We start from the raw sequence: 20,516 nt of genomic DNA, 5'->3' as shown, positions 1-20,516 counted from the left end.
TCAGACCGTTGTCGGACCAAGCAGGACATCACCGAAATCGCTCGGATTATCGGCAGCGGCTGCGGCGATACCGATGAGCGTGTTTCCGCTGGAGGTCGTCGTGGCCTGGTTGCTGCTCGTCCAGTAGATCTTGGCGCCCTGGGTCCACGCCTGCGCGGAGACCTTCGGCAGGCGATAGACGCCTTCGCGCTGGAGCACGAACGGCTTGCCTTCATCGGCCGTGACCGAGGAGATGCCGATCAGAGAACCGATGATGACCGGGCGGCCGGACACGACCCCGCCCGACGGTGCGATGCTGTCAATGGCGCTACCCGGCTGAATGAAGTTCTTCATGGTGCAATCCTCATGAGTGGAGTGTCGTTCAAGCGCCAGCGAGAAGGCTTGTCTCTCGCTGGCTTATTCGTGGATACCGTTTACGCGCCGGCGTTCTTGTATCCGCCACGGAAGTCGGTCGGGCCGCAGCCGAAGTCGTGCTCGACGGACATGGCGAAACCCTGCTGCCCGAACGGCTCGTCGAAGCGCACGCGCGGCGCCTCGTATCCATCAAGGTATCCCCAGCGATAGTTCGAGATGCCCGAGGCGGGATCGGCAAAGAGATACCAGGCATTGCCGGTGATCTGCGCGGTTTCGACGGGTTCCAGGCGACCGGAGAAGATGTTGACGTTTGAGACCGTTGCAGGCGTGATGGAGGCAACGAGCTTTTCCGCCTCCGTGATCTTGTCCGGGCCGACGAGCAGGATGCGTGCGCGGTTTTCCAGCAGCGGGTTGCCGTCGAGCGACTTCTGTTTGGAAAGCGCTGCGCGACCCTTGCCGACATCGTCTACGGTGATCGCGCTTGCGGCTCCGGCGACGTTGCCGTGGTCAGTGTGGAAGACATCCTTGCCATCCGCCAACTTCCCGTTGAATGCGCCGGCATAGAACGTCAGTTCCTCGAAGAGCGCGACGGAAGACCCGTAACTGCCGAGCATTTCCGAGATGGCGCCGAGATCGTCGTTGATCAGCATCTGTCTGGTAATGCGCAGTGCGATCGCGTAGCTGAAGACGGAGATCTGCTCCTTACCTTCCGAGAAGGTGCCGTACTTGATCTCCCCATCTTCGAGGACCTTCTTCAGCATCGGGAAATCGCCGAGCTTTACGGAGGTGTGCGGACGGAAGTCGCGGAAGTTACGCTTCCGCGAAATCCGGCGATAGGTCGGCTGGGCAAGCGCATAGCGACCTTCGAGCGTACGGTTGATTGCACCCTCGAAGATTGCCGGGAAGTCGGAGGTTGTGTGCGAAGCGCGCGTGTAGATGTCGTCGATCTGGCGCGCATTGAGAACCATGCCGCCGCGATGGCCGATAGATTCGGCTGCGATCTCGATAAGTCCGCGCGACATGAACGGACGCGCAGCTTCGCTAGGCCCAGCCTGAGGGATCGCCGCACCCATACGATAGGCGAGTGCTTCGGTCATTGCTGCACGTCGGGTTTCCTGTTCGTCACGCAGGACCCGCGCAGGCTGGGTCTGGGTGGCCGCCGAACGGGCTGCGAGATGATCGAAGGCTCGAACGCGGAAGTCTACCACGCTCACGCCAGCGCGCAGCGCGTCGGTGATCGCAGCATCGTCCATGCCCGCCTGACGGCCGAGCGTCATGATTTCGGCGGAGCGCTGCCCCTCCGTCGTGAGCAGAGCAGTCGAAGCAGGCGTCGACACGACAGCCGCTGCACGCCCATCGACCTCCTCGATCTCGGCTTCACGCTTCGCGATTTCGGCCTCGGTTTCGCCGATTTCCTTGAGGATACCCTTATGCTCGTCTTCGATAGCACGCGCCGCATCCGGCTCCATGCCATCCTTGACTTCAGCGAATTTCGCGGCAGCACGCGCCTTGAGCGTGGCAAGGTGCTCCCGCATTTCCTTGAGAGTTTTCATCTTTCACTCCTTGAGGAGATGCCGCGCCCCGGACGGCGGTTGACGGGCAATGACGGTGCGGGGTCCGCTAACTCGCCAAACCATGTTGCGCGGCGGCCATGCGCATGCGAATGCGGACCAGCTCGCACACGTCTGCCGGATCGCTGATGATGCGGCAGGCAAAAGTCTCGTCTTCGTTGGATGTCGCGCGGATCTGGGCGCCGGCGTCGAAAGGGATCGGCACGGCCGAAATCTCCCATGGCTCCCAGTCAATGACGCGATGCAAAGGCGTCTGGCCTGCGCGTTCTTTCTTTTCCACGGCGTGAATGCGATAGCCGACAGAAATATTGGAGACGACGCCCTCCTTGATCTTGGCGACGCGGTCGGCGACATCGGCAGCACGGGACAGGAGAACCTTGGCAATCCCCAAGGAACCGTCGATACGGGCGCTTCCACGAACCACGGAGCCAAGCACGTCCGAAAGCGACCACTTCGAATGCGTGTCGAGGAAAGGCGCACCGTTGTTCAAGCGGTCGAGGCGGACGCTCTTCTTGTTGACGACAAGCTCTTCATCGAATTCTCCATCCACCCAGGATACGCGCCGCCCGGTCGCACCGGTCGTGAAGACGACGTCTATGGTGTTTGCCGCCTCATCGAAAGACTGGGCACGAACCTCTGCCTCCCGAATGAGCTTCGGAAGCCTGATAACGTTGCTCATGTGATTTTCACTCCTGCGGAGATGGATCGGCGGGCTTCTGGCTGCCATTCACCGGCCGCCGCGGATCAATGTCCAAGACGATTTTTTGGTCGTCGGCGAAAGCGAAGAAAGCCTTGAAGTCAGTGACGACGGTCCGCCAGTCGTTACCCCATCCCGAAATGAAGTCCTGTGGCGACATCCGGCCGGAACGAACAGCGAGAATATCCGCCTCAAGGTCCTTCTTCGGATCAATCGGCTCGTTTGCCGGCATGACGAGCCGTGTGCGATAACCATCGCGACGGCGTTGCAGCCTCCCCGAGAGGATCGCCCGATCGGTGAAGCGTCGTGCGATCGGCATACAGAGGCGCGGGCCGACAATATGCCACTGGATCTGCTCGACGAGGCGACGGAACTCTATCTTGCCGGCGCGAAGGCTGGAATAGTTCGCCTGCCTGAGATCGCCGGTCAATTGATCGTAGGTTAGGCCAGCGCCAGCCGCCATCGCCTGCATTCCGGCAATGTACGTCTCAGCAAATGCCGACTGCGATGAGGGGTTGGCGAATGTGATGTCGGATTCGCCTATGTCGACAATCATACCCGGTTCGATCCGGGTGATGGACTTGCCCTTATCGTCCTTCTCGCCGCCGAGGACGGCCATCCCTCCGGGCTGACGCTTCATGAAACCGGCGAAGCTGGCTTGCGTGCGGGCCTGCACGATCGCCGCCTCCATGAGATCCTGTATCTCGTTCGCCGAGAGCAGGAGCGGCGCGAACCACGAAAGGCCCCGGATCTGGCCTCGCCGAAGCGGCCGATAGATATGACACAAGTCACCCCATTCGACGAGCGAAGAGCCGCCGACCGGCGACGCATATGCATCGCCAGGATGCTCTCGATGAAGCCATAGCCCCAGCCTGCGGCCCCAGTCGCCAAGCTCGACACCAAGGCGAGAACCGCCACCATCGATCCTGTCACGAGAAGTGTCGATGCAATCGCCTTCCAGGCCAAGCAGTCGGAATGGAACCGTGCCGTTCGCCTCACTCATGGAGAGATCGATAAACCGCGTCACATCCTCACCGCCCTCCACCATCGATCGAACGGAGAGCGCCTGGTGAGCACCGAAATTCAAGACGCCTTCCGCGTCGCAGATTTCCTGCCATTCCTCGAATACGGAATTGAACGCCTTGTCTGCACGGTCGCTTCCTGTGTCGGCAACGACAAGAATGCCCGTCCCGACCACATGCGACACAAGAACATCGAGGATACGCTGACCGGCCCATCGGTCACGCACGAATGCCCTAGCCCTGTCACGAAGCGCACGAAGCGCACCACCGACTTCGACGTTGGCCGATGTGCTACGCGCCCGCCAGGCCTTGTTGCGCCGTCCATGCTGGGCCGCCGCGTACTCGCGCTCGCGGTACTGGTCGAGCATGGACCGCGCGGCCGCGCGCTTGACGCCCGCTTCCGGCGAAAACACGGAAACGACTTTGTCGAGCAGGTTCATCAGTAGCCACCGCTATATTCAGCGAAGAGAACGTTGCTGTCAGTCTCCGGCTTGCAAAGCGCATCACGAATGACGTCGCGCGCTTTAAGCAGGTCGGCCATCGACTGATACTCAACCTCATGCGTCTGAAACCGCACACGGCGGGCGCCGGTGGCAATTGCAGCCTCGATCGCTGTGAGATCGGCCTGCGTCCAACTGGTCTGCATGTTCACCGGTCCCAGAAAGAGGAGGAGTTATCGAACCAATCGACGGAACCATCATCGTCGCGTCTATCGCTGACGATCTCGACGATGGCAGACTGCTCATCGGCGGACTGCGTTACAGGAACACTGGCGATCAGCGGCTCCGGCGCAAAAAGATCGGGCGAACGCACACTCTCCGGTACACCCCGCAGGGCGGCAAGGCGTGACCATTCCTGAGGTGTCATACGCGATACGCCGAGGTAATCAGCCAAGGCGTTATTGTAGACTTCGCAGTCGAGAAGATGGTTTTCCTCCCCGGCTCGCGGAACCCATTGCCGTTTGACGCGGCCTTTGACCTTTACGGTCCCAAGATACTCCGACGTGATCTGCCGGAAGTACGCCTCATCCATCCATGTGCCAAAGTGAATGTAACCAGGGGGATCGACGGGCTGCCCGGCGGCCATGCCCTCTTTGCGGAGATCCGCATAAAACGCGCCTTTCAATGACCAGGTGCCAACACCCCACACCATGGCACCGCCGCGCACGCGCTCACCCCGAAAGTCGATATCGACCTTTGACGGCTGGCCAAGGGCAGGCCGGGACCATCCGTCAAGGCCCTTTACCGCGAAGGTGCGCATCTTGCCGCGCACCCATGTATAGACCACATGCGCCCGGAAACCGGAGTCCACGGCAAAGAGGTCGACTTCACGCGTCTTGCCAAAAGCGTCCGGCCACTTTTTTGTGCGAATTTCCTCAAGCTTGAGGAACGCACCGGCGTGAGGATCGTCGGTGTCCCCGGCGATGAAGTCGGCGTCGACGACATAAGACTGGCGGTCGGAGCCATAGGCACGGATCGAGTACCAGATGCCACCGCCCTGCACGTCGGCCGCGCCGGTGAGGATGAGGCCCTGCGCGGGTATGTATCCGCGCTTGAGCACCTCGCTCCGCCGCTCCATGAGGCGGACGTGATCCGGGGCATCGCCTTTCATCTCGTAGGCAAGCCCAAGCGTCAGGTTGTGAAACGCCTTCAGCTTGAGCGGATCGCCATTGGCAGAAAGAAACCGCGACGCAATCTTGTCCCACGGCACGAACGGCGAGCTGAGCGCGTCGAAATGATAGGACGGATATGTGCCAGGCCGAGATGCGAATGGGACCCAATGGCCCTTGCGCATCAGCGCGACCTTCTCATGCGCCTCGACGATGGAGCCGCAGCAGGGCGTCACATAGTGCGCCTCGTAGGGATAGGCATCGTTGAACCGGAAATGCTTCCTGTCGAAGACAAAACGGAAATCGTCGCCGCAGCCGGGGCAGGGCATGCACCAATATCGCTGGTCCCCCGCATCGAAGAGATCTTCGATCTTCGACGCACCCTTGACGGTCGGGGTTGAAACATAGGCGCGCAGCCACTCGCCGGACATCAGGAAGGATTCCTGACGGGCCTCGATCATGGCGAGCGGATCGCCCTGGCCGTCAAGGTCATCCGGATACTCGTCGATCTCGTCGAGATAGGCCTTCTTGATCGTCTTCGATCGAAGATCCGCCGCGGAATTGGCGATAGCCAGCGTCAGTGACCCACCGGCATAGCGCTTCGATGTGGTGGTCGATGCATCGCCGTCACGCGATGTCTGCGGCCTAACCTTCCGCTTGAGGGTCGGAGACGTGTCGATCGAGACGGACAGCTTGTCCTTGTTGAAGTCGGACAGCGCACCGGTCGTGGGCTGCACGATCATCGCGCGGCACGGTTCGGTGTCGATCATGTGCCCGGCCGCGGCGATGATCATGATGGTGAAGCCGGTCTGCGCCGACTTGCGGACGGCCACCTCGTTGACACCGCTGTCCGTGGCCATCATGTCGAGCGGCTCGCGGATGTAGGGCGTAAGGCTTGCATCCCAGAGGCTGCCAGCCTTCGGCCCGTCCGGCACATGGAGATGAGTCTCAGCCCAGGCGGAAGGCATAAGCCGGTCCTCCGGCATGACGCCGGCCGCGACGACGGCAGCCAGAACCGCAAGGGCTGAGCGCTTTAGCGTGATCCTCATCATTCGTCTCCGGACGCCAGGTCGACATCGACACCGGCTGCTTCTGCTTCGAGCGCTTCGCCGAGAAGCGATGTCATCTTTGCGGAAATGGCTTGCCGCTGTTCATGGATTTTCTTGCGAAGGACGCGCCGCATCGCTGGCTCACCTTGCGATGCGGCTTCGACGAGATCGGGAATCCAGTCGAACGGCTGCTGTAATTCGCGCACGATCTGCTCGACGATCCGGATCATGGCCGTCTCGACGCCGTGCGGACCGCGAACAGCAACCACCTGCCCGGTACGTTCGGCGAAATCGAGGGCCTTGAGCTTCGCTTCATATTGAGCGCGCTCGGCCTGGGCGTCGCGGAGCGGGCCGCTGGCTTGCGGTTCCCGCGTTGCGGCCTGCTTCGTCTCCGCCGCCTGCTCGCGGAAAAGGTCGCCGACCTGGCCGACGATACGGTCATAGGTCGCCAACTCAACCAGCTTGCTGCGTCCTTCTCGCCGCGTGACGATCAACCCGTCACGCTCCAGCTTGGCGATCCTCTCGCTGGCGCTCTGTCGCGTCACGCCTTTGCGTTTGGCGAGGTCGGCCACGGAGACCCAAACGCCGCCATCGTCTGTCGCGCTCATTCGTCAGGCTCTTGTCAGGGTTTCCGCAATGTCAGTCAGGGGTGTCAGGTCAGTTTTTCAAGTGATCTGACTAGCGAAATTTCGGGCTCGTCCCGGCCCGCAAGGGTGGAGTACCGGGGAAGGACCCGAGAAGGGGGGGGGTCACCCCGGAAGGAGGCGACCCAGCTCGTGCAGGACGCGAGGGGCGAGGTGCTCCTCGATCAGTTCGGCGAGCACCTTGATGTACTCATCCGGATTGTTCGTCACATCGTGCGCCGGGTTCGGGCCGAACAGTTCACGGATCGCATTGTTGCGGCCGCTCTTTTTGTTCAGACCACGCGTGTTGATGAAAACGCCGACGTGTTCGCTCTCCATTTTCGCCCGGAACGCAGACTTAAGCATGCCGCGACCTTTGACGTGAACACCTTCAGCCGTCTCCTGGTGCGGCAGCTTCGCAAGTCCGATCCATCCGGACCGCATCACGACCTCTACGGTATTGCCGCCCGCATTGAATGCCGCCGTCGTCAGATCGCGCACCATACCGACGGGCAAATCCGCACGCTTTGCAGATACGCGCACGATTCGTACCCGGGCCATGTCTCGCATGCGGCGCATGGCTCTGGCGAACGCCTTGGTCTTGATCTCACCGGGCAAGCGGGCGATGGCTCGACCGAGAGCATCAATCTCGGACGCATCAAAATGCAGTTCGGCGCTCATACCCATAGACAAGAAAAAGGCGACCTCTCGGCCGCCTCATCATCTGGTCATAGCTGTCGCACTGGCCCTGAATCGGTCTCTCACAAGGGAGAAGGTCAGAGCGGGGTCCGGGCGCGAGAGCGAAGGTCACTAAGAACCGGATCAACCGTGGACAGACGATAGTCACGGAGGAGCGAGGATTGCAAGCGGCACGATGATGGCGCGCGGACGGCCGAACAGCATCAGCTCCACCACCGCATCGCCGCGCGCCTTGGAGCCGACAGACAGGATTTCGCCACCGAACCCGACGAACGGCCCTTCGGCAATCACCACCTTCGCACCACGCCGGAAGAGGCTTGCCGGCCGCTCATAGTCATACGCGCCGGCATCGGCCTTCCGCCGAAATTCCTCAATGCAATCCGCATCTACGGGATACGGATTCTCAAAGCCGCCGACGAAGCCCTCGACATGCTCGACGCCGAGGAAAGCAGTAAAGGCCTCAACGGATCGCGAGCAGCGGACGAAGACATAACCGGTGAAGATCGTCTCCGCCTTAGCGGGCAGGACACGATGATGACGGCGACGTTCAGGCCCCATACGCATCGGAACAAAAACCTCAACGCCCGCCTCTGCAAGGTGTTTTTCCACAGCCTTTTCACGCCCTGGCAAGACGCAAAGCACGAACCAGGGCGAATCATCCGGCGCACCACCGGTGGCGAAGCGGTGGAGGTGGTCCTGCCGGATGGCCTTCATGCGCTCGCCAAAGCGGACATGACCACCATCGCCGATCAGGCTGCCGGTGAAATCCCTATGCTGCATGTTCATCGCCTCTCATCCCCCTCGCCAACGCCTCGAATTCCGCCATGGCCATGGCCACGGCATCATCCACGCTCCCGCCCACGCCATCCGGCGGCGGCGGGAAATACACGAACTGCTGGCGGCCCGTGTCTGGCAGCCATGGCCAGCTCCGGCGCTCGTGCAGGCGGCGCCACGCCTCCCACATCTCGCTCCCCACCTTCACGGGCACAAACCCGGCCCCGAGCGCCTTGATCGATTGGGACACCAGCACGCCGCGGCAACTCGCCGCCCGCTCGTGCATGTCGGTCACGACCGGCCATCCGAACTTTGCGAGGCGCGAACGCTCTTCGCTGGCCCTGTCGAGCTTGCCGTCGAGGATCATCCGCTCGATGAACCCGGGCAGGGCCGGAAGCGGGCGGTGCGGCTGCATCAGTTCGCAGAGCCGCTTCGCTCCCCAAGCCTTGCCGAAAGGCCCTTCCGGACCTGCGGTTTGTTCGACGGCAGCCCTGGCCGGCAGTTTTTCCCAGCGGCGCTCCCGCAGGTAGACGGCTGCCGAGCAGATGATCTTGCGGCCGCTTCCCTTCACCGCTTCGAGATAATCGCCCATCCGGTCGATAGCGCTTGCCCGGTCGGCAGCACAGAGATCGAACCAAACCTTGCGGGCGGCGTCCTCGCTGTCACTGACATAGCTCGGCCAGGTCGGGAACCATCGGCGGAAGGCCCGCTCGACCGAGGCCGGCGTTTCCACGACCGCATCGCCACACGGCTCCTGCACCCCTTCCCGCGCCTCGCGCTCGCCCTCTCTCCCCTTACCGGTTTCCTTTACTGGTTCCCTTACAGGGTTACTGTCCAGATTCTGGACTCGGCTTTCGCCATTTTCTGGACTCGGCTCGACGTCATTTCTGGACTCGGCCCCGTGTCCAGATTCTGGACTCGGATTTGGTGTGGTTTTCTCTGGGAAATCAGGCTCGAAGGGGAACCGGTAGCGCGTCCGCTCCTGCCTGTTCGAACCACGCTCGCGGCGCTGCTCGCGGGCGATCAGGCCGGCGTCCTCCAGCTCCTTCAGGTAGACGTTGAGGGTCGAGCGCGGCACCTCGCAATCGGCGGCCAGCGTGTCCTGACTGGGGAAGCATCCGTTGTCCGGATGATAGCGGTCGCAGAGGTTCCATAGCACCACCTTCAGCGCCGGTTTTATGCCGCGCTGCTTGATCGCCCAATTGGTTGCGTCATGGCTCATTCCGCCGCCTCCCGCCATGCGGCAAGGTCCGGGCAATTCGCCGCGACCAGCGCGGCCATCACCGGCGGCGAGACGCTGTTGCCGACGCAGGAGACCTGTACGGATTTCGGGAAGCCGATCCAGACCGGGTCACCGGTTGCCTCGTCGACCTGCCATCCGCCGTCGATCACGTAGTCAGGCGGGAACCCTTGCGCGTTGTAAAGCTCGCGCGGCGTCAGCATGCGCATACCGATGTCCGTCATGACGAGGGTCAGCCCGTCGACCTCCATCGTGACGAATTCGCGCTCATCCCAGACGCCGTGTGAGCGCAGGAAATCCGCGACCTCCCGTGCCCGAGGCGCCATGTCCTCGGTGAAGGGAGGGATCGCAAGTTCGCATTCAACATGGCTGAAGCGGGGCTTCGTCGTGACGGTATGGAACGGCTCTGTTTCAGGGGTATCCTGATCGCTCCCATAATAGGCGTGCAGGAAGGGGGCCACGAGTTGCGACTTGTTGACGCCGGCGGTGACCGTCGCTGATGGTTCATCGGCGCCATGGCCGACGCTCGCGCCAAACTGGCGAGCGACGAAGGCGGAGACAACACCCTGATGGCTGCCGCTCTGGGTTACGGTAGACATCGGCTCGTTCGCCGACCTCCCAGGGTTCACGCCCCCATCGCGGCGCGAATCGTTATTATGCTGGGCCAGAAAGACCGCCGCGACGCAGGTGTCCGCCTTTGCCGTGATTGTCGCCATCGGCTCGTCCCCGGTGCGCGGACGGGACTGTCCCGACCTGCCGCCGCAACCAACGAGCGTCGGAACGACAACAGTGAGACCTGCGCCGCCGGCTGTGATCGTATGTGCAGGCTCGTCCGCCCCATTGAACGGCTTTCCCGCATTCCGCATTGTCATCAGGTGAGGCGCAATGATCCCGAGCGGAGCGCATCCGCCGGGCCGTTTGATGTAGCTGTCTGCCGTGATCGTGGACAACGGCTCGCGCACATCCTGGCCGGTAGCTCCCGTATTGAAGCGCACGACCGAGGGCACGATCACGGCATGCTTGACGCGAACCGCGTAACGACCCGTTCCACGGGCGACACGCGCCATGCTGGCGGCAGCCAACGGCCGGACTGCGCGAAGCTTGTATTTTTCCCATATCTCCGCGGCGGTATCGAAGATCGACGGGCACGGCAGCGACCAGTCGATGCATTCCGCCGCCGTGCGCCATGGCAGCTTCCTGCCGGCGGCAACATCGGCATCGCCTGGCGCGCCATGTGTCGGCTCCGGCCACACGATCGGCTTGCCGTCGCGCCTTGCGACGAGGAACAGGCGCTTACGGATGGTGGGCGCGCCGTAATCGCAGGCCCGAAGCTCGCGCCATTCGATCCGGCGATAGCCGTGCTTCCGCATGGCCTTCAGCCATTCCTTGAAGGTCTCGCCGCGGCGCTCCGGATCCGGCATCAGGCCGCGATCCGTCTCGACGAGCGGACCCCAGTCCTTCCATTCCTCGACATTCTCCATGGTGATGACGTCGGGTTTCGCCCGCTCCGCCCACAGCACGATGATCCAGGCGAGATCGCGGATATTGCGCTCGACGGGCTTGCCGCCCTTCGCCTTGGAGAAGTGCTTGCAGTCCGGTGAGAAATGCGCGAGGCCGACATGCCGGCCGGCAACATGGTCGAGCGGGTCGACCCGGTAGATATTCTCCGACAGATGCAGGGTATCGGGATGGTTCGCCGCATGCAGCGCCAGCGCCGCCGGGTTATGGTTGATGGCGATATCGGGCGAGCGGCCGAGGGCCATTTCTATCCCGGTCGAAGCGCCGCCGCCCCCGGCGAAGCTGTCGACGATAAGCGGACGCGCGGAACGGGGCGGCGCGGCGACGGAGGAAGCGAAAAGCGTTTCCCGGAACATCACGCACCCAGCTCCTCTATGATCGGTACGAGGCTGCTCATCGGCCGATCTCCCGCTCCACGCGCTTGGCAAGCGCCTGCACCTCACGGACCTTGCTGTCGAACTCGTCGCAGCGCATGCGGACCTTCGCCGCCTCGTCATTGGCCTTGCGGATAAAATCCAGCACCCCCTTGCGCGCCTCGACGATCTCGCCCTGCATGTGCTGGAGCGCCGCGCTTTCGGCGAGGAACTGGTCGAAGAGCGGATTGGAGCCTTCCGGCCCATAGAACCCTTCGCGGATTTCCGTCACCCACGCGCGCGGGACGCCGAGATCGTCCGCGACACGCTGGTCGGTCCACGGAGAGGCGTATCCGCCCTCGGCATAGACCTCCGCCAGCTTCATGTTGATCAGGCGCCGGTCCTCGACCGTCGAGGTCGGCGGCGGCTCGGCCGTTGCCGCCGCCGCGAAGCTCTTCTCTTTCATGCCATGGCCCTTTCTTGCGGCGGGCTGCGCATGGATGGGGCAGAAGTCCTTGCGCGGACCGCTCCCCACCACCCAGCCCTTGTTCTGGAAATTCTGCTGCGCCGCGACCGGCGGCTTGCGCGCCTTGCCCGTCTGGTGCGGGAAATAGGCGACGGCCCCGCATTCGGCGCAGGTGATGCGCATCGCCTTGACGCGCGCGGAGGCATCGCCGACGGAGATGACCGCCTCCGGAAAAGTCCGCCCGATGCTCATGTCGCCTCGCTTTCCGGCGCGGCCCTCGGCATGTAGTTCGCCCAGTCGACGCGGCGGCTGACGGTCGTGTCGCCATAGCCACCATCCGCCTGGCGCTCCCAGACGAACCATTCGGTATTCATCTGCGAGGAGGCCTTTGGCCCATCCCAGCCGTCCCGGTGCATCATCGGCAGGCGGCGCGAGAAGGCGTAGCGCCGGGCGGGCGGGCAGGTCTCCATGATGAAGACGCGATCCGGATCCTCGAACCCGAAATAGGCGTTGGAGTTGAGCAGCAGCGCCATCTTCCGCGGCTTGTGCACCCGCAGCGCATGGGCGATGAAGGCGTTCATCACCTCGCCGTAGGGCGGGTTCGTCACGATGTCGTGGCACTCTCCGTCGCCGCGCTTCGTCTCGCGGAAATCGATGACCGCCTGCAACTCGCCGCTTGCGTCCGCCGTTGCATAGTCGACAACATCGGAGAGCACGACGGCGTAGCCCGCCGCCTCCAGCATGCCGCTGATCGCGCCCCGCCCGCAGGCCGGCTCCCACACGGTCGGCGAGAAGTCCTCCAGCGCCAGCAGCGCATGCATGGCCTCCGGTGGCGTCTGGTAGAGATTGTCGCCTCGCTCTTCCTTCGTCGCGCTGCGCGTGCCGATGGCATGCCGCAGGCTCGCCCGGGTCGGAGCGAGGCCCTGCGCAATGCGCGCATCGATGGCACGGCGCGCGATGCCGGGCGATTCGGCCTCCGCTGCGGCGAGCTTTCGGGCCTCGTGGATTTCCTTGCGGGAAAGCCCGGCTTCGTCGGCCGTGAAAATGTTCCCGTCTGGAACATTTTTCGGGCGGCCGCGCGTGGCGGCCTGACCGGCGGCCTGCGCCGCATCGTAGGCCTTCGCCACCTCGATCTTGCATTGCGTTTCCACGAACAGGGCATCGCCCTGCATCTGGCGCAGCTTCGGCACGAGATGGCGGGTCGCCTCGTATTTCGCGGCGAAGCGCGCCTCCGCCTGGGAGAGGTCGTAGGCCCCATCCGCGATGATGCGCGCCCGCTCGATATCGCCCTCGTCGAAGAGGCTGAGCGCCGACTGGATCATGGTGGCGATCTGCGGGGTGCCGGCCCGTCCGACAGTGGCGGGAACGGCCGCATCGGCGGAGACGACCTTGCCGAAGAGGCTGGAGGCGGTCTCGCTCGGATACCACAGGTCGCCGTCCTTCGGGTCGCGCCGCAGCAGCCCCTTGGCGTTCAGGGTGCGGCATCGCTTGCGGTCCCGTTCCGCGGTGGATCGATACGATCCCTCCTCCAGCGCCAGGTCGACGATGGCGGTCTGTTCGGGAGAGAGCTTCGGCGCGTCCATCAGTGCGCCCTCATCAGGGCCGCCATATAGGCCTCTCCCCGCGCGGTGATGCGCCAGATGTCGTCATGGCCGGACAGCGGCGCGAGATAGCGGGCGGAAACGGCTTCCTCCGCCGCACGCTCGTCCGACGCTCGCTGCAGGAAGGTCGTCTTGTCCGGGCTTGTCCAGGCGCGGCGCACCATGGCGCGGGCGGCGGGGGAAAGTGACCCGCCAATGACGGGCGATTTTTTCAGGGCTTCCCGCATCACACGCCCTCCAGCCGGGAGAGCACGCATTCGCAGGCGCGGATGACGCGGCGCAGCTGCTGGCCGAGATCGCGCCGCTCCAGCGCGTCGAGCCGGCCGTCGGCGAAGGCCTCCCGCGCCATGCGCCAGACATCCGCCGCCTTGTCCATGATCTTCAGCACATCGGCTTCGGACAGAGTCTCGGCGATGGCGACGCGCCGCTCCAGCGGCTCCAGCCGGAACCCGAGCTGCCGCGCCATTTCGGACACGATCACCGGCGAGCCGGCGCGCATGTCCGCCTCGATGGCGACATCGACGGGCACGAGCAGGTCCGCGTGCTCGTGCCCGTTGCTGGCATATTTGGACAGCGTCGAGACACCGACGCGGGTGAGGAGGGCAAGGGAGGTGACGCCGCCGCCGAGGCGGAAGCAGGCGTCGGTCGCCCCCTTGAGCATGGAAACCAGTTCGGCAGAGATAAGGCGCACGAAAACACCCCGCGAAATGCAAGGAAACAAATTCAGGAAAGGATTCAGTGAGGCGCGAACCCGCCGCGCCTAGTGTCGGCCCGTCAGATCAGGGAGGGCCACATGCGGGAGGAAAGAAAAAAGGTGCCGGAGCGAAACGAAAGCGCCGGCACCAGGTGGCGCGCGCCGCGCGGCCGTCATCCAATCGGCCGGAAGCCACGCACAGGGAGGAGAGGGAGAGATGCGTCATTCGGCGGCCTCATGAACACGAGGCCGCGGCCGGGCGACACCCTCGGGCCACGCCTTACCTTCTGGCCAATTATCCGAGAGCCACCGCATAGCTCGCTCAAATCGCTCAGTCCCAATATCACCGCCAGCTTCGATCATCAGCAAGCGCCGACCACCTGAGAATATGATCGTCGACAGGCGTGCCTTGGACATGCCCGTGATCGAGCAATACGTGGTCGCGGTCAAAATGAGGTTCTCTCGGAGGGTCATCCCGAATGAATGCGTAATTTAATACGCCATGTCAACGTAATTTAATATCCTACCAAAGCAAGGGAATGCGTCATACAATACGCATAATGAGCAATATGTTGATTTCTCGGATTAATCAGCGCCTGAAAGAAACAGGCAAAGCCGCGCAACGTGTCTCAATCGAGGCTACGGGCGCTAAGGAGACCTTGCGGAAGATATTGGACGGGACCACAAAAAATCCTCGGATAGACACCATCAATAAGATTGCCGCGGCACTAGAAACAACGCCGGAGTGGCTTATGGGTGTCCAGAGCCTACAAGAGCTTGTTGAGTATAATAGCTCACAAAAGACGCCACCAACGTTACCGCCCCGCCAATCTCTTCCGCTCGACATACCCGTGCTGGGAACGGCCGCAGCCTCGCACAATGGCGGATCGTTTCAGATCACGCCTGACCCCGTGGATTATGTTAGACGACCGCCCGCGCTCTTCCTTGCGAAGGATATCTATGCGCTTTTCGTTGAGGGCGTTTCAATGATACCGCAGTACTGGCCGGGCGAACTTATCTATGTAACACCGCACAAGCCGCCACGTTTTGGGGATCCGGTCGTTGTCCAGTGCAAACAGATCGACGGCTCCTATGAGTCTACTATTGGACTACTGGCCAAACGTTCCGAAACAAGCATTATTCTTGATAAGCATAATCCGCAGGCTCAGATATCAATTCCTCGCGAATCGATTCATGCTATGCATAAAATCTTGACAACCAACGAACTTTTCGGCGTGTGATCGACTCTATTGAACAGACCAAACGTCATCGTACGAGAGATCGGTGTACTTCATTACCTCGGCGGCGGACGCATGGCAGCTAAACTTAGCAAGTGAATTTGCAACCTGCTCTTTTTCGGCCTTAAGGATTCTCTGGAATTCAGCCTTAACCTCTGCTGAGGGTTCATCCTTTGGGAGATTCTCCGACCTTAACTTATAGTTTTTGCATCTTTGCTCTGTTGCGAAAGCGGAGAGCACAAACATAGCCATGCGCCTTCCTTCGCCCGCACCTGGAGATTCGCCACTGTCGCTCCCGCCTTCTTTGGCTGAATCAGTTCCGCCGCGCTGCAACTGCGCTGACAAGCACTTCTGAAGCGATGAGGCGGATTTCGTACTTCCGCGCGCGCCCATAAGGTGTGGTTCGGCGCTGATGCCGTCCTTGATCGCGACTTGAGATTGAGCGCCCGCTAACGCATCCACCAGAGTTCGAGCTTCATCTAGTTTAAGCACAAAACTCACGCCGGCAACGTTGTTTCCGTACGCGCCAGGCTTTCCCTTCACATCCAGGATTACCTTGCCGTCGACTGCAATTTTCCCCTCCGCGTCTAGCTTATCTAGATCGGCGACATAGTCCCAGCCAGCAATCGCCCTAACCTCAAGCCCATGGTCGGCAGAATCACACAAAATGAAGATGCCTGAGCGTAGAGAGCTTGAGTAGTTGACCTCAACCTTTACGCCGCCCGTAAAGGGGTCGGGCGTCGATTCCGAGGTCCAGCTATTAAAGCCCGCTGCGGCGGGCGACGCAAAAACAACAAGAGCCAACAACGCCCCACCAAGCAGCCTCATCCCTCGCTCCATTTTTGGCTTTGGTTCTACAGTCTGCAACTCGCACGATTAAAGTCAACAGCCTGTTATTCTTCCATGTTTTCGCTTAAAACGATTCTGCGTAATTACGTACGTATTTTTCGGTTGACAGCGTATTATATTACGCATTAGCTTTTGGCTGTTCCCCGGAACGGCGGGCCGCAGGCTTAACCCCCTCTCCTCCTCAGGCCTCAGCGGCCCGCCACTCCGGATCACCCCTGAAACGGAGACGGCAATGCACCAGAAATCCGACACCACCCTGATCAACGACATGGCGGACGCCATGCTGCGCTACGGCGAGGGATGCACCCGCGACCAGCTCGCCATGCATTTCACCCAGGACGAGATCGACCGCCTCTCGGAGCGCGCCCGGGCGCACGCCAACGAGAAGGCCGTGATCCAGCGCCGCGCCCGCGTCGCTGCCCGCGCGGCGTGACGCCATGAAAGAGGTCGTCATCCCCCCGCCGCGTCGTCTCGCCCTGCGCATCGTCGACCGCATCGCCGAGGTGACGCTGGTCGTCAGCATCGCGATCCTCGCCGTCCTGGCGCTCCGGCTGGGGGTATGACGATGCGCCAGCCGCCCCGCGATCACGTTCCCGTCACGCCGGATCGTTCCGTCGCTCGCCCCTGCCGCACCGGCTTTGCCCTCGCGCTGGCAGGCGGATGGATCGTCCTTGCCCTTGCCTCCGCCTTCCTCGCCTTCGGCGTCTGATTCCGCCCTACAGGAGTGCACCCATGAAAATCATCCGCGATGCCAAGACGCTGTTCGGCATGCTGGAAAGCGGCAAGCTCAACGAGGAGCTTTCCGCCACATTGCAGGAAACGCAGCGCGCGCTGGCCGACCTCGTCGCCGCCCAGCCGAGCCGCAAGTTCTCGGCCACGGTCAAGCTGGAACTCAAGCTCACCGCCGCCGGCGACATGATCGAGTTCAATGCCGAAATTCCCCCGGTCAAGATGCCCAAGCTGCCGCGCCGTTCGACGGTCTACTTCCTGACCGACGACGGCAGCATCTCCACCGAGCATCCGCAGCAGCTCGACATGATCGGCGGCCCTCGGGAAATCGACCACGGCCGCACGCCCTTCACCCGCCCTTCCTGACCCCGCTTCCCGCCTAACGGAGACCGTTTTCCATGGACCATCTCACCGAAACCGCCATTACCGCCGTCGCGGACCTCGCCCGCAAGCAGGGCTTCGCCGTCACCACGATTTCCGCGCCGTCCGGGATGCACGGCATCCCGACATCCGTTCCCGTCCTTCTCGACCCGAACGCCGGCCGCGCTATCGACCTGAAGTCTCATTTCGACAACTGGCGCAGTGCGCCGGAGCGCAAGGCCGGCACGGCCAGGGTGACCACGCTGGAAAGCTTCATCGAACTGACGAAGCGCCACATGCTCGGCAATTCCGCGATCTTCGCGAACACCGACTGGCGGCAGCCGTGCCTCACGGCGGTCGTCGACTATCACCAGCCTCACAATACCTACGAAATCGACTCAGCAGGCGGGACCAAGGACAAAATCCCGGTCACGGTCGGAGAAGCCCGGTTCGGCCAGCACCGCATCGAGTACAAGTTCCCGCTGTCGGAGGAATGGAAGGCCTGGGTCGGCAAGGACAAGGAGCCGATGAACCAGGCGGCGTTCGCCGAGTTCATCGAGGATCACATCAGCGAACTGGCCGCGCCGCACGAGGAAGAGGTCTCCTACTGGGAAGAGAAGCTCGGCGGCAAGGTCGCCTATCCGAACGAGCTGAAGCTGCTTTCCATCGGCCTGAAGGTGCACGCCTCGACGCGTGTCGCCAACAGCGTCACGCTTCAGAGCGGCGAGGGCGAAATCACCTGGGCCGAGGAGCATCGCGACATGAAGGGCGACAAGCTCGTCGTGCCCTCGCTCTTCATCATCCAGCTTCCGCCCTTCTTCATGGGCGAGGCGATCCGCCTGCCGGTCCGCCTGCGCTACCGCGTCCGTGAAGGGCAGGTGACGTGGATCTTCCAGCTTTACCGCCCGGACGTCTACGTGACCGAGCAGGTGATGCGCGACATGGAGCGCGCCGCCCGCGAGACGGACCTGCCCGCCTACCAGGGCGCGCCGGAAATGACGGCCTGACGTCCGCCGATCCGCAACGGGGCGGCTGCGGCCGCCCTTCATCCACACCATCGCCGAGACATTGCCATGAACAAGATCACCGTCATGCTCGATGCCGCAACCGCCGTGCGCCTGCGCGCCGCCGCGGAACTCTATGACCGTCCGGTCGAGCAGCTTGTCGAGCTGGCCGCCGCCGAGGCCGGCCACGCCTTCTTCGCCGACATGCCGGAACGTGACCCGGCGCAGGGCATGGGCGTCCTCCATCCTTCGCTCCTGCCGCGGGAGGCGCTGTGATGTCCTTCGCCATCAGCACGGGCAGGCCGCCCCTTTCCGGCCGGATCGAAGCCAGGACGGCGGGGATCATCCGCAAGCGCTACCTGGCCGGCGCAAGCATGGCGGAGATCGCCGCCGAGATCGGCGAGACAGAAGGCGATATCTACCGCTACGTCTCGCCCCGCCGCGACCGCTGGAAGCGCGACCTGGATATCGAGCACCAGGCGCAGGCGCGGGGGCATATCGTCGTCTGGCGACGCTTCGTCCGCAAGTCCGGCAGCTTCGACCTTCGCCCCGTCACACTTCCCGGCACGACCATTCAGCGCAACATGATGGCGGAGGCCGGACGATGACCGAGGGATACGATACCTCCCGCCTGCCGGTCGGCACCCCCGTCCGCAAGGTCGGTGGCGACTATGAATTCCCGGGCACCATCGTCGCGGCCTTCAAGACCAGCGCCGGCGCCGAGCGGTTCGTCGTCGAGGCGACCGGCGAAGGCAGCGCCTATCGTGGCATGCTGCACATCTTCAACGGCGCGCAGTTGCGGGTCGACGCAGCAAGGTTGCCCGAGGCGCGCGGGATCGCAACCGTCCTCCGCGCCGTCAAGTGCAAGTCCTGCCATGGAACCGGTCGCGCCCATGGCGCGCTCTCCAGTCGGGACTGGCCCCTTTGCGCCCGCTGCAATGGCGCCGGGTTCGTCACGATCGCTGCGGTAGTCGCCCATGCAGACTGATCGCGCGCCCAAGCCGACCTTCCGTGTCCACTTCCATGATGGGACATGCCTCGACATCTCGGCTGCCAACAGCCTCATCGCCGAGCGCGACGCCCGGAAGAAACGGCCCGGAAGCTTTGTCAGAAAAATCAAGCTCGTGCGCAGCAACGCCGCGGAGCCAACCCGAAACCACCCCACCAACGGAGAAGCGCCATGAACGTGAACGCATCCATCAAGTCGCCCGCTCTCGGCATCCAGCGCGCCAACGCATCCGCCACGATTTTCCTTTCCTCCGGCGCTTCGCTCGCCATTCGCGCCGGCACCCTGATCAACGGCGACGCCGGCGCCTTCACCTTCCCTGGCGACACCGAGATTGCCGTCCCCGATCTTATCCCAGGCGAGGATTACGGTGTGCGCCTCGATGAAGGCCGGCCCTTCGCCTCCCTGCTTGGCCCGGAGAACCCCATCGACGCCGGCTGCATCGGCGGCTTTCATTTCGCACCGGGCGGCAACGCCTCGGCCCGCTCCGGCGGCGACGCGACGCCGGCCATCAATCCCTGCTCGCTCTGGGATATCGGCTTCCGCCCGGCCTGCCCGGATCCACGCGGCATGAAGCTGGTACAGGTCGGGGGCGCGCATCTCTTCTGGGATGACATCTACTGGCTTGGCACCGAACACGAACGTTACGGCACGAGCCGCTGCGGCGCGACCATCGCCACCGGCGAAACGCTCGACCGCCTGAACTATCACGACGCGGTCGAGATCCTTGCGAAATACGGCAAGCGCCTGTCGACCTATGACGAGGCCCGTGCCAGCGCCTACGGCGTCACGGAGCGCAGTTCCGCCGACGGGCATCCGAAGATGACCGGCCTCGACGCCGCCCGCACCAGCGCCACCGGCAGCATGCAGGCCACGGGCAACGTCTGGGGCTGGATCACCGACGGCGATCCCGACGACCCGCGCCCGTCCATTTTCGGCGGCTCCTGGCTCTTCGGCTCGCTCGCGGGTTCGCGCTGCGCGGACCTCGACGTCTGGCCCGACGTTTCGGGCGGCGGCCTCGGCGTCCGCGCCGCCTGCGACCACCTGGCCACCTGATCCG

The 20,516-nt window shown here is 63.1% G+C and carries 27 protein-coding genes; 11 read left to right on the top strand and 16 right to left on the bottom strand.

Annotated features, from left to right (window positions below; genetic code table 11):
• The 15 genes from MOE34_RS01170 to MOE34_RS01100 all read right to left on the bottom strand — a co-directional run bounded on the left by MOE34_RS01170 (position 1) and on the right by MOE34_RS01100 (position 14,267).
• Positions 1-333, bottom strand: a complete 333-nt coding sequence (locus tag MOE34_RS01170) for a DUF2190 family protein (RefSeq protein WP_242220052.1) — start codon at positions 331-333, stop codon at positions 1-3.
• Between the two features lie 80 nt (positions 334-413).
• Positions 414-1,907, bottom strand: a complete 1,494-nt coding sequence (locus MOE34_RS01165; protein WP_242220050.1) for a Mu-like prophage major head subunit gpT family protein — start codon at positions 1,905-1,907, stop codon at positions 414-416.
• A gap of 67 nt (positions 1,908-1,974) precedes the next feature.
• The gene (locus tag MOE34_RS01160) at positions 1,975-2,652 is read right to left on the bottom strand and encodes an HK97 family phage prohead protease (RefSeq protein ID WP_242220048.1); all 678 of its coding nucleotides are present in this window, start codon (positions 2,650-2,652) and stop codon (positions 1,975-1,977) included.
• Positions 2,612-4,084 carry a phage portal protein gene (locus tag MOE34_RS01155; protein WP_242220046.1) on the bottom strand — a complete coding sequence of 491 codons (1,473 nt, stop codon included), beginning with the start codon at positions 4,082-4,084 and terminating at the stop codon, positions 2,612-2,614. Before MOE34_RS01155 ends, MOE34_RS01160 begins: the two co-directional genes overlap by 41 nt.
• Positions 4,084-4,290 (bottom strand): phage head-tail joining protein, encoded by a 207-nt coding sequence (locus MOE34_RS01150; protein WP_242220044.1) that lies wholly within the window; start codon positions 4,288-4,290, stop codon positions 4,084-4,086. The genes MOE34_RS01155 and MOE34_RS01150 overlap by 1 nt, the downstream gene beginning before the upstream one ends.
• A gap of 2 nt (positions 4,291-4,292) precedes the next feature.
• A complete protein-coding gene (locus MOE34_RS01145; protein ID WP_242220042.1) occupies positions 4,293-6,221 on the bottom strand; it encodes a phage terminase large subunit family protein in 1,929 nt (642 codons plus the stop codon).
• An 80-nt stretch (positions 6,222-6,301) separates the two neighbouring features.
• Positions 6,302-6,910 (bottom strand): winged helix-turn-helix domain-containing protein, encoded by a 609-nt coding sequence (locus MOE34_RS01140; protein WP_242220040.1) that lies wholly within the window; start codon positions 6,908-6,910, stop codon positions 6,302-6,304.
• A gap of 141 nt (positions 6,911-7,051) precedes the next feature.
• Positions 7,052-7,606 (bottom strand): hypothetical protein, encoded by a 555-nt coding sequence (locus MOE34_RS01135; protein WP_242220038.1) that lies wholly within the window; start codon positions 7,604-7,606, stop codon positions 7,052-7,054.
• A gap of 162 nt (positions 7,607-7,768) precedes the next feature.
• A complete protein-coding gene (gene nusG, locus MOE34_RS01130) occupies positions 7,769-8,410 on the bottom strand; it encodes a transcription termination/antitermination protein NusG (RefSeq protein WP_242220036.1) in 642 nt (213 codons plus the stop codon).
• Complete coding sequence (locus tag MOE34_RS01125; RefSeq protein ID WP_242220035.1) at positions 8,394-9,620, bottom strand: helix-turn-helix domain-containing protein; 1,227 nt, start codon at positions 9,618-9,620, stop codon at positions 8,394-8,396. Before MOE34_RS01125 ends, nusG begins: the two co-directional genes overlap by 17 nt.
• Positions 9,617-11,512 (bottom strand): DNA cytosine methyltransferase, encoded by a 1,896-nt coding sequence (locus MOE34_RS01120; RefSeq protein WP_242224195.1) that lies wholly within the window; start codon positions 11,510-11,512, stop codon positions 9,617-9,619. The genes MOE34_RS01125 and MOE34_RS01120 overlap by 4 nt, the downstream gene beginning before the upstream one ends.
• A 37-nt stretch (positions 11,513-11,549) precedes the next feature.
• Positions 11,550-12,227, bottom strand: coding sequence for a hypothetical protein (locus MOE34_RS01115; protein ID WP_242220032.1), 678 nt, complete (start codon positions 12,225-12,227; stop codon positions 11,550-11,552).
• A complete protein-coding gene (locus MOE34_RS01110) occupies positions 12,224-13,558 on the bottom strand; it encodes an SAM-dependent methyltransferase (protein WP_242220030.1) in 1,335 nt (444 codons plus the stop codon). The genes MOE34_RS01115 and MOE34_RS01110 overlap by 4 nt, the downstream gene beginning before the upstream one ends.
• Positions 13,558-13,803 carry a hypothetical protein gene (locus tag MOE34_RS01105; RefSeq protein WP_242220028.1) on the bottom strand — a complete coding sequence of 82 codons (246 nt, stop codon included), beginning with the start codon at positions 13,801-13,803 and terminating at the stop codon, positions 13,558-13,560. Before MOE34_RS01105 ends, MOE34_RS01110 begins: the two co-directional genes overlap by 1 nt.
• A complete protein-coding gene (locus MOE34_RS01100; RefSeq protein WP_242220026.1) occupies positions 13,803-14,267 on the bottom strand; it encodes a phage regulatory CII family protein in 465 nt (154 codons plus the stop codon). Before MOE34_RS01100 ends, MOE34_RS01105 begins: the two co-directional genes overlap by 1 nt.
• Before the next feature lie 563 nt (positions 14,268-14,830).
• Between MOE34_RS01100 and MOE34_RS01095 the strand changes: the two genes are divergently transcribed.
• Positions 14,831-15,511 carry a S24 family peptidase gene (locus MOE34_RS01095; RefSeq protein ID WP_242220024.1) on the top strand — a complete coding sequence of 227 codons (681 nt, stop codon included), beginning with the start codon at positions 14,831-14,833 and terminating at the stop codon, positions 15,509-15,511.
• Between the two features lie 6 nt (positions 15,512-15,517).
• Here the strand turns inward: MOE34_RS01095 and MOE34_RS01090 are convergent, their stop codons facing one another.
• On the bottom strand, positions 15,518-16,336 hold the full coding sequence (locus MOE34_RS01090) for a hypothetical protein (protein ID WP_242220022.1): 819 nt from the start codon (positions 16,334-16,336) through the stop codon (positions 15,518-15,520).
• A 253-nt stretch (positions 16,337-16,589) separates the two neighbouring features.
• Between MOE34_RS01090 and MOE34_RS01085 the strand changes: the two genes are divergently transcribed.
• From MOE34_RS01085 to MOE34_RS01045, 10 genes are all read left to right on the top strand, one after another.
• A complete protein-coding gene (locus tag MOE34_RS01085) occupies positions 16,590-16,790 on the top strand; it encodes a hypothetical protein (protein WP_242220021.1) in 201 nt (66 codons plus the stop codon).
• Positions 16,791-16,794: 4 nt separating this feature from the next.
• Positions 16,795-16,920, top strand: a complete 126-nt coding sequence (locus tag MOE34_RS25400; RefSeq protein WP_277955657.1) for a hypothetical protein — start codon at positions 16,795-16,797, stop codon at positions 16,918-16,920.
• Between the two features lie 2 nt (positions 16,921-16,922).
• Positions 16,923-17,066 (top strand): hypothetical protein, encoded by a 144-nt coding sequence (locus tag MOE34_RS01080; RefSeq protein ID WP_242220018.1) that lies wholly within the window; start codon positions 16,923-16,925, stop codon positions 17,064-17,066.
• A 23-nt stretch (positions 17,067-17,089) separates the two neighbouring features.
• On the top strand, positions 17,090-17,452 hold the full coding sequence (locus MOE34_RS01075; RefSeq protein ID WP_242220016.1) for a hypothetical protein: 363 nt from the start codon (positions 17,090-17,092) through the stop codon (positions 17,450-17,452).
• A 32-nt stretch (positions 17,453-17,484) separates the two neighbouring features.
• Positions 17,485-18,453: a DUF2303 family protein gene (locus MOE34_RS01070; protein ID WP_242220014.1), complete on the top strand. Its 969-nt coding sequence runs from the start codon at positions 17,485-17,487 to the stop codon at positions 18,451-18,453.
• A gap of 66 nt (positions 18,454-18,519) precedes the next feature.
• Positions 18,520-18,726 carry a hypothetical protein gene (locus MOE34_RS01065; protein WP_242220012.1) on the top strand — a complete coding sequence of 69 codons (207 nt, stop codon included), beginning with the start codon at positions 18,520-18,522 and terminating at the stop codon, positions 18,724-18,726.
• On the top strand, positions 18,726-19,058 hold the full coding sequence (locus MOE34_RS01060; protein ID WP_242220009.1) for a terminase gpP N-terminus-related DNA-binding protein: 333 nt from the start codon (positions 18,726-18,728) through the stop codon (positions 19,056-19,058). The genes MOE34_RS01065 and MOE34_RS01060 overlap by 1 nt, the downstream gene beginning before the upstream one ends.
• Positions 19,055-19,438, top strand: a complete 384-nt coding sequence (locus tag MOE34_RS01055; RefSeq protein WP_242220008.1) for a hypothetical protein — start codon at positions 19,055-19,057, stop codon at positions 19,436-19,438. Before MOE34_RS01060 ends, MOE34_RS01055 begins: the two co-directional genes overlap by 4 nt.
• Complete coding sequence (locus MOE34_RS01050) at positions 19,428-19,634, top strand: hypothetical protein (protein ID WP_242220006.1); 207 nt, start codon at positions 19,428-19,430, stop codon at positions 19,632-19,634. Before MOE34_RS01055 ends, MOE34_RS01050 begins: the two co-directional genes overlap by 11 nt.
• On the top strand, positions 19,631-20,512 hold the full coding sequence (locus MOE34_RS01045; RefSeq protein ID WP_242220004.1) for a hypothetical protein: 882 nt from the start codon (positions 19,631-19,633) through the stop codon (positions 20,510-20,512). The genes MOE34_RS01050 and MOE34_RS01045 overlap by 4 nt, the downstream gene beginning before the upstream one ends.
• Positions 20,513-20,516 lie beyond the last annotated feature (4 nt).

The organism is Shinella zoogloeoides, assembly GCF_022682305.1.
Classification (GTDB): Bacteria; Pseudomonadota; Alphaproteobacteria; order Rhizobiales; family Rhizobiaceae; genus Shinella; species Shinella zoogloeoides_B.
This window is presented reverse-complemented; position numbering and strand designations above follow the sequence as displayed.

What these genes read in the sequence shown, in the direction of transcription:
- MOE34_RS01170 (WP_242220052.1), bottom strand. Translation starts at nt 333, where the DNA reads ATGAAGAACTTCATTCAGCCGGGTAGCGCCATTGACAGCATCGCACCG.
- MOE34_RS01165 (WP_242220050.1), bottom strand. Translation starts at nt 1,907, where the DNA reads ATGAAAACTCTCAAGGAAATGCGGGAGCACCTTGCCACGCTCAAGGCG.
- MOE34_RS01160 (WP_242220048.1), bottom strand. Translation starts at nt 2,652, where the DNA reads ATGGCAGCCAGAAGCCCGCCGATCCATCTCCGCAGGAGTGAAAATCAC.
- MOE34_RS01155 (WP_242220046.1), bottom strand. Translation starts at nt 4,084, where the DNA reads ATGAACCTGCTCGACAAAGTCGTTTCCGTGTTTTCGCCGGAAGCGGGC.
- MOE34_RS01150 (WP_242220044.1), bottom strand. Translation starts at nt 4,290, where the DNA reads ATGCAGACCAGTTGGACGCAGGCCGATCTCACAGCGATCGAGGCTGCA.
- MOE34_RS01145 (WP_242220042.1), bottom strand. Translation starts at nt 6,221, where the DNA reads ATGCCTTCCGCCTGGGCTGAGACTCATCTCCATGTGCCGGACGGGCCG.
- MOE34_RS01140 (WP_242220040.1), bottom strand. Translation starts at nt 6,910, where the DNA reads ATGAGCGCGACAGACGATGGCGGCGTTTGGGTCTCCGTGGCCGACCTC.
- MOE34_RS01135 (WP_242220038.1), bottom strand. Translation starts at nt 7,606, where the DNA reads ATGAGCGCCGAACTGCATTTTGATGCGTCCGAGATTGATGCTCTCGGT.
- nusG (WP_242220036.1), bottom strand. Translation starts at nt 8,410, where the DNA reads ATGAACATGCAGCATAGGGATTTCACCGGCAGCCTGATCGGCGATGGT.
- MOE34_RS01125 (WP_242220035.1), bottom strand. Translation starts at nt 9,620, where the DNA reads ATGAGCCATGACGCAACCAATTGGGCGATCAAGCAGCGCGGCATAAAA.
- MOE34_RS01120 (WP_242224195.1), bottom strand. Translation starts at nt 11,512, where the DNA reads ATGTTCCGGGAAACGCTTTTCGCTTCCTCCGTCGCCGCGCCGCCCCGT.
- MOE34_RS01115 (WP_242220032.1), bottom strand. Translation starts at nt 12,227, where the DNA reads ATGAGCATCGGGCGGACTTTTCCGGAGGCGGTCATCTCCGTCGGCGAT.
- MOE34_RS01110 (WP_242220030.1), bottom strand. Translation starts at nt 13,558, where the DNA reads ATGGACGCGCCGAAGCTCTCTCCCGAACAGACCGCCATCGTCGACCTG.
- MOE34_RS01105 (WP_242220028.1), bottom strand. Translation starts at nt 13,803, where the DNA reads ATGCGGGAAGCCCTGAAAAAATCGCCCGTCATTGGCGGGTCACTTTCC.
- MOE34_RS01095 (WP_242220024.1), top strand. Translation starts at nt 14,831, where the DNA reads ATGAGCAATATGTTGATTTCTCGGATTAATCAGCGCCTGAAAGAAACA.
- MOE34_RS01090 (WP_242220022.1), bottom strand. Translation starts at nt 16,336, where the DNA reads ATGAGGCTGCTTGGTGGGGCGTTGTTGGCTCTTGTTGTTTTTGCGTCG.
- MOE34_RS01085 (WP_242220021.1), top strand. Translation starts at nt 16,590, where the DNA reads ATGCACCAGAAATCCGACACCACCCTGATCAACGACATGGCGGACGCC.
- MOE34_RS25400 (WP_277955657.1), top strand. Translation starts at nt 16,795, where the DNA reads ATGAAAGAGGTCGTCATCCCCCCGCCGCGTCGTCTCGCCCTGCGCATC.
- MOE34_RS01080 (WP_242220018.1), top strand. Translation starts at nt 16,923, where the DNA reads ATGCGCCAGCCGCCCCGCGATCACGTTCCCGTCACGCCGGATCGTTCC.
- MOE34_RS01075 (WP_242220016.1), top strand. Translation starts at nt 17,090, where the DNA reads ATGAAAATCATCCGCGATGCCAAGACGCTGTTCGGCATGCTGGAAAGC.
- MOE34_RS01070 (WP_242220014.1), top strand. Translation starts at nt 17,485, where the DNA reads ATGGACCATCTCACCGAAACCGCCATTACCGCCGTCGCGGACCTCGCC.
- MOE34_RS01065 (WP_242220012.1), top strand. Translation starts at nt 18,520, where the DNA reads ATGAACAAGATCACCGTCATGCTCGATGCCGCAACCGCCGTGCGCCTG.
- MOE34_RS01060 (WP_242220009.1), top strand. Translation starts at nt 18,726, where the DNA reads ATGTCCTTCGCCATCAGCACGGGCAGGCCGCCCCTTTCCGGCCGGATC.
- MOE34_RS01055 (WP_242220008.1), top strand. Translation starts at nt 19,055, where the DNA reads ATGACCGAGGGATACGATACCTCCCGCCTGCCGGTCGGCACCCCCGTC.
- MOE34_RS01050 (WP_242220006.1), top strand. Translation starts at nt 19,428, where the DNA reads ATGCAGACTGATCGCGCGCCCAAGCCGACCTTCCGTGTCCACTTCCAT.
- MOE34_RS01045 (WP_242220004.1), top strand. Translation starts at nt 19,631, where the DNA reads ATGAACGTGAACGCATCCATCAAGTCGCCCGCTCTCGGCATCCAGCGC.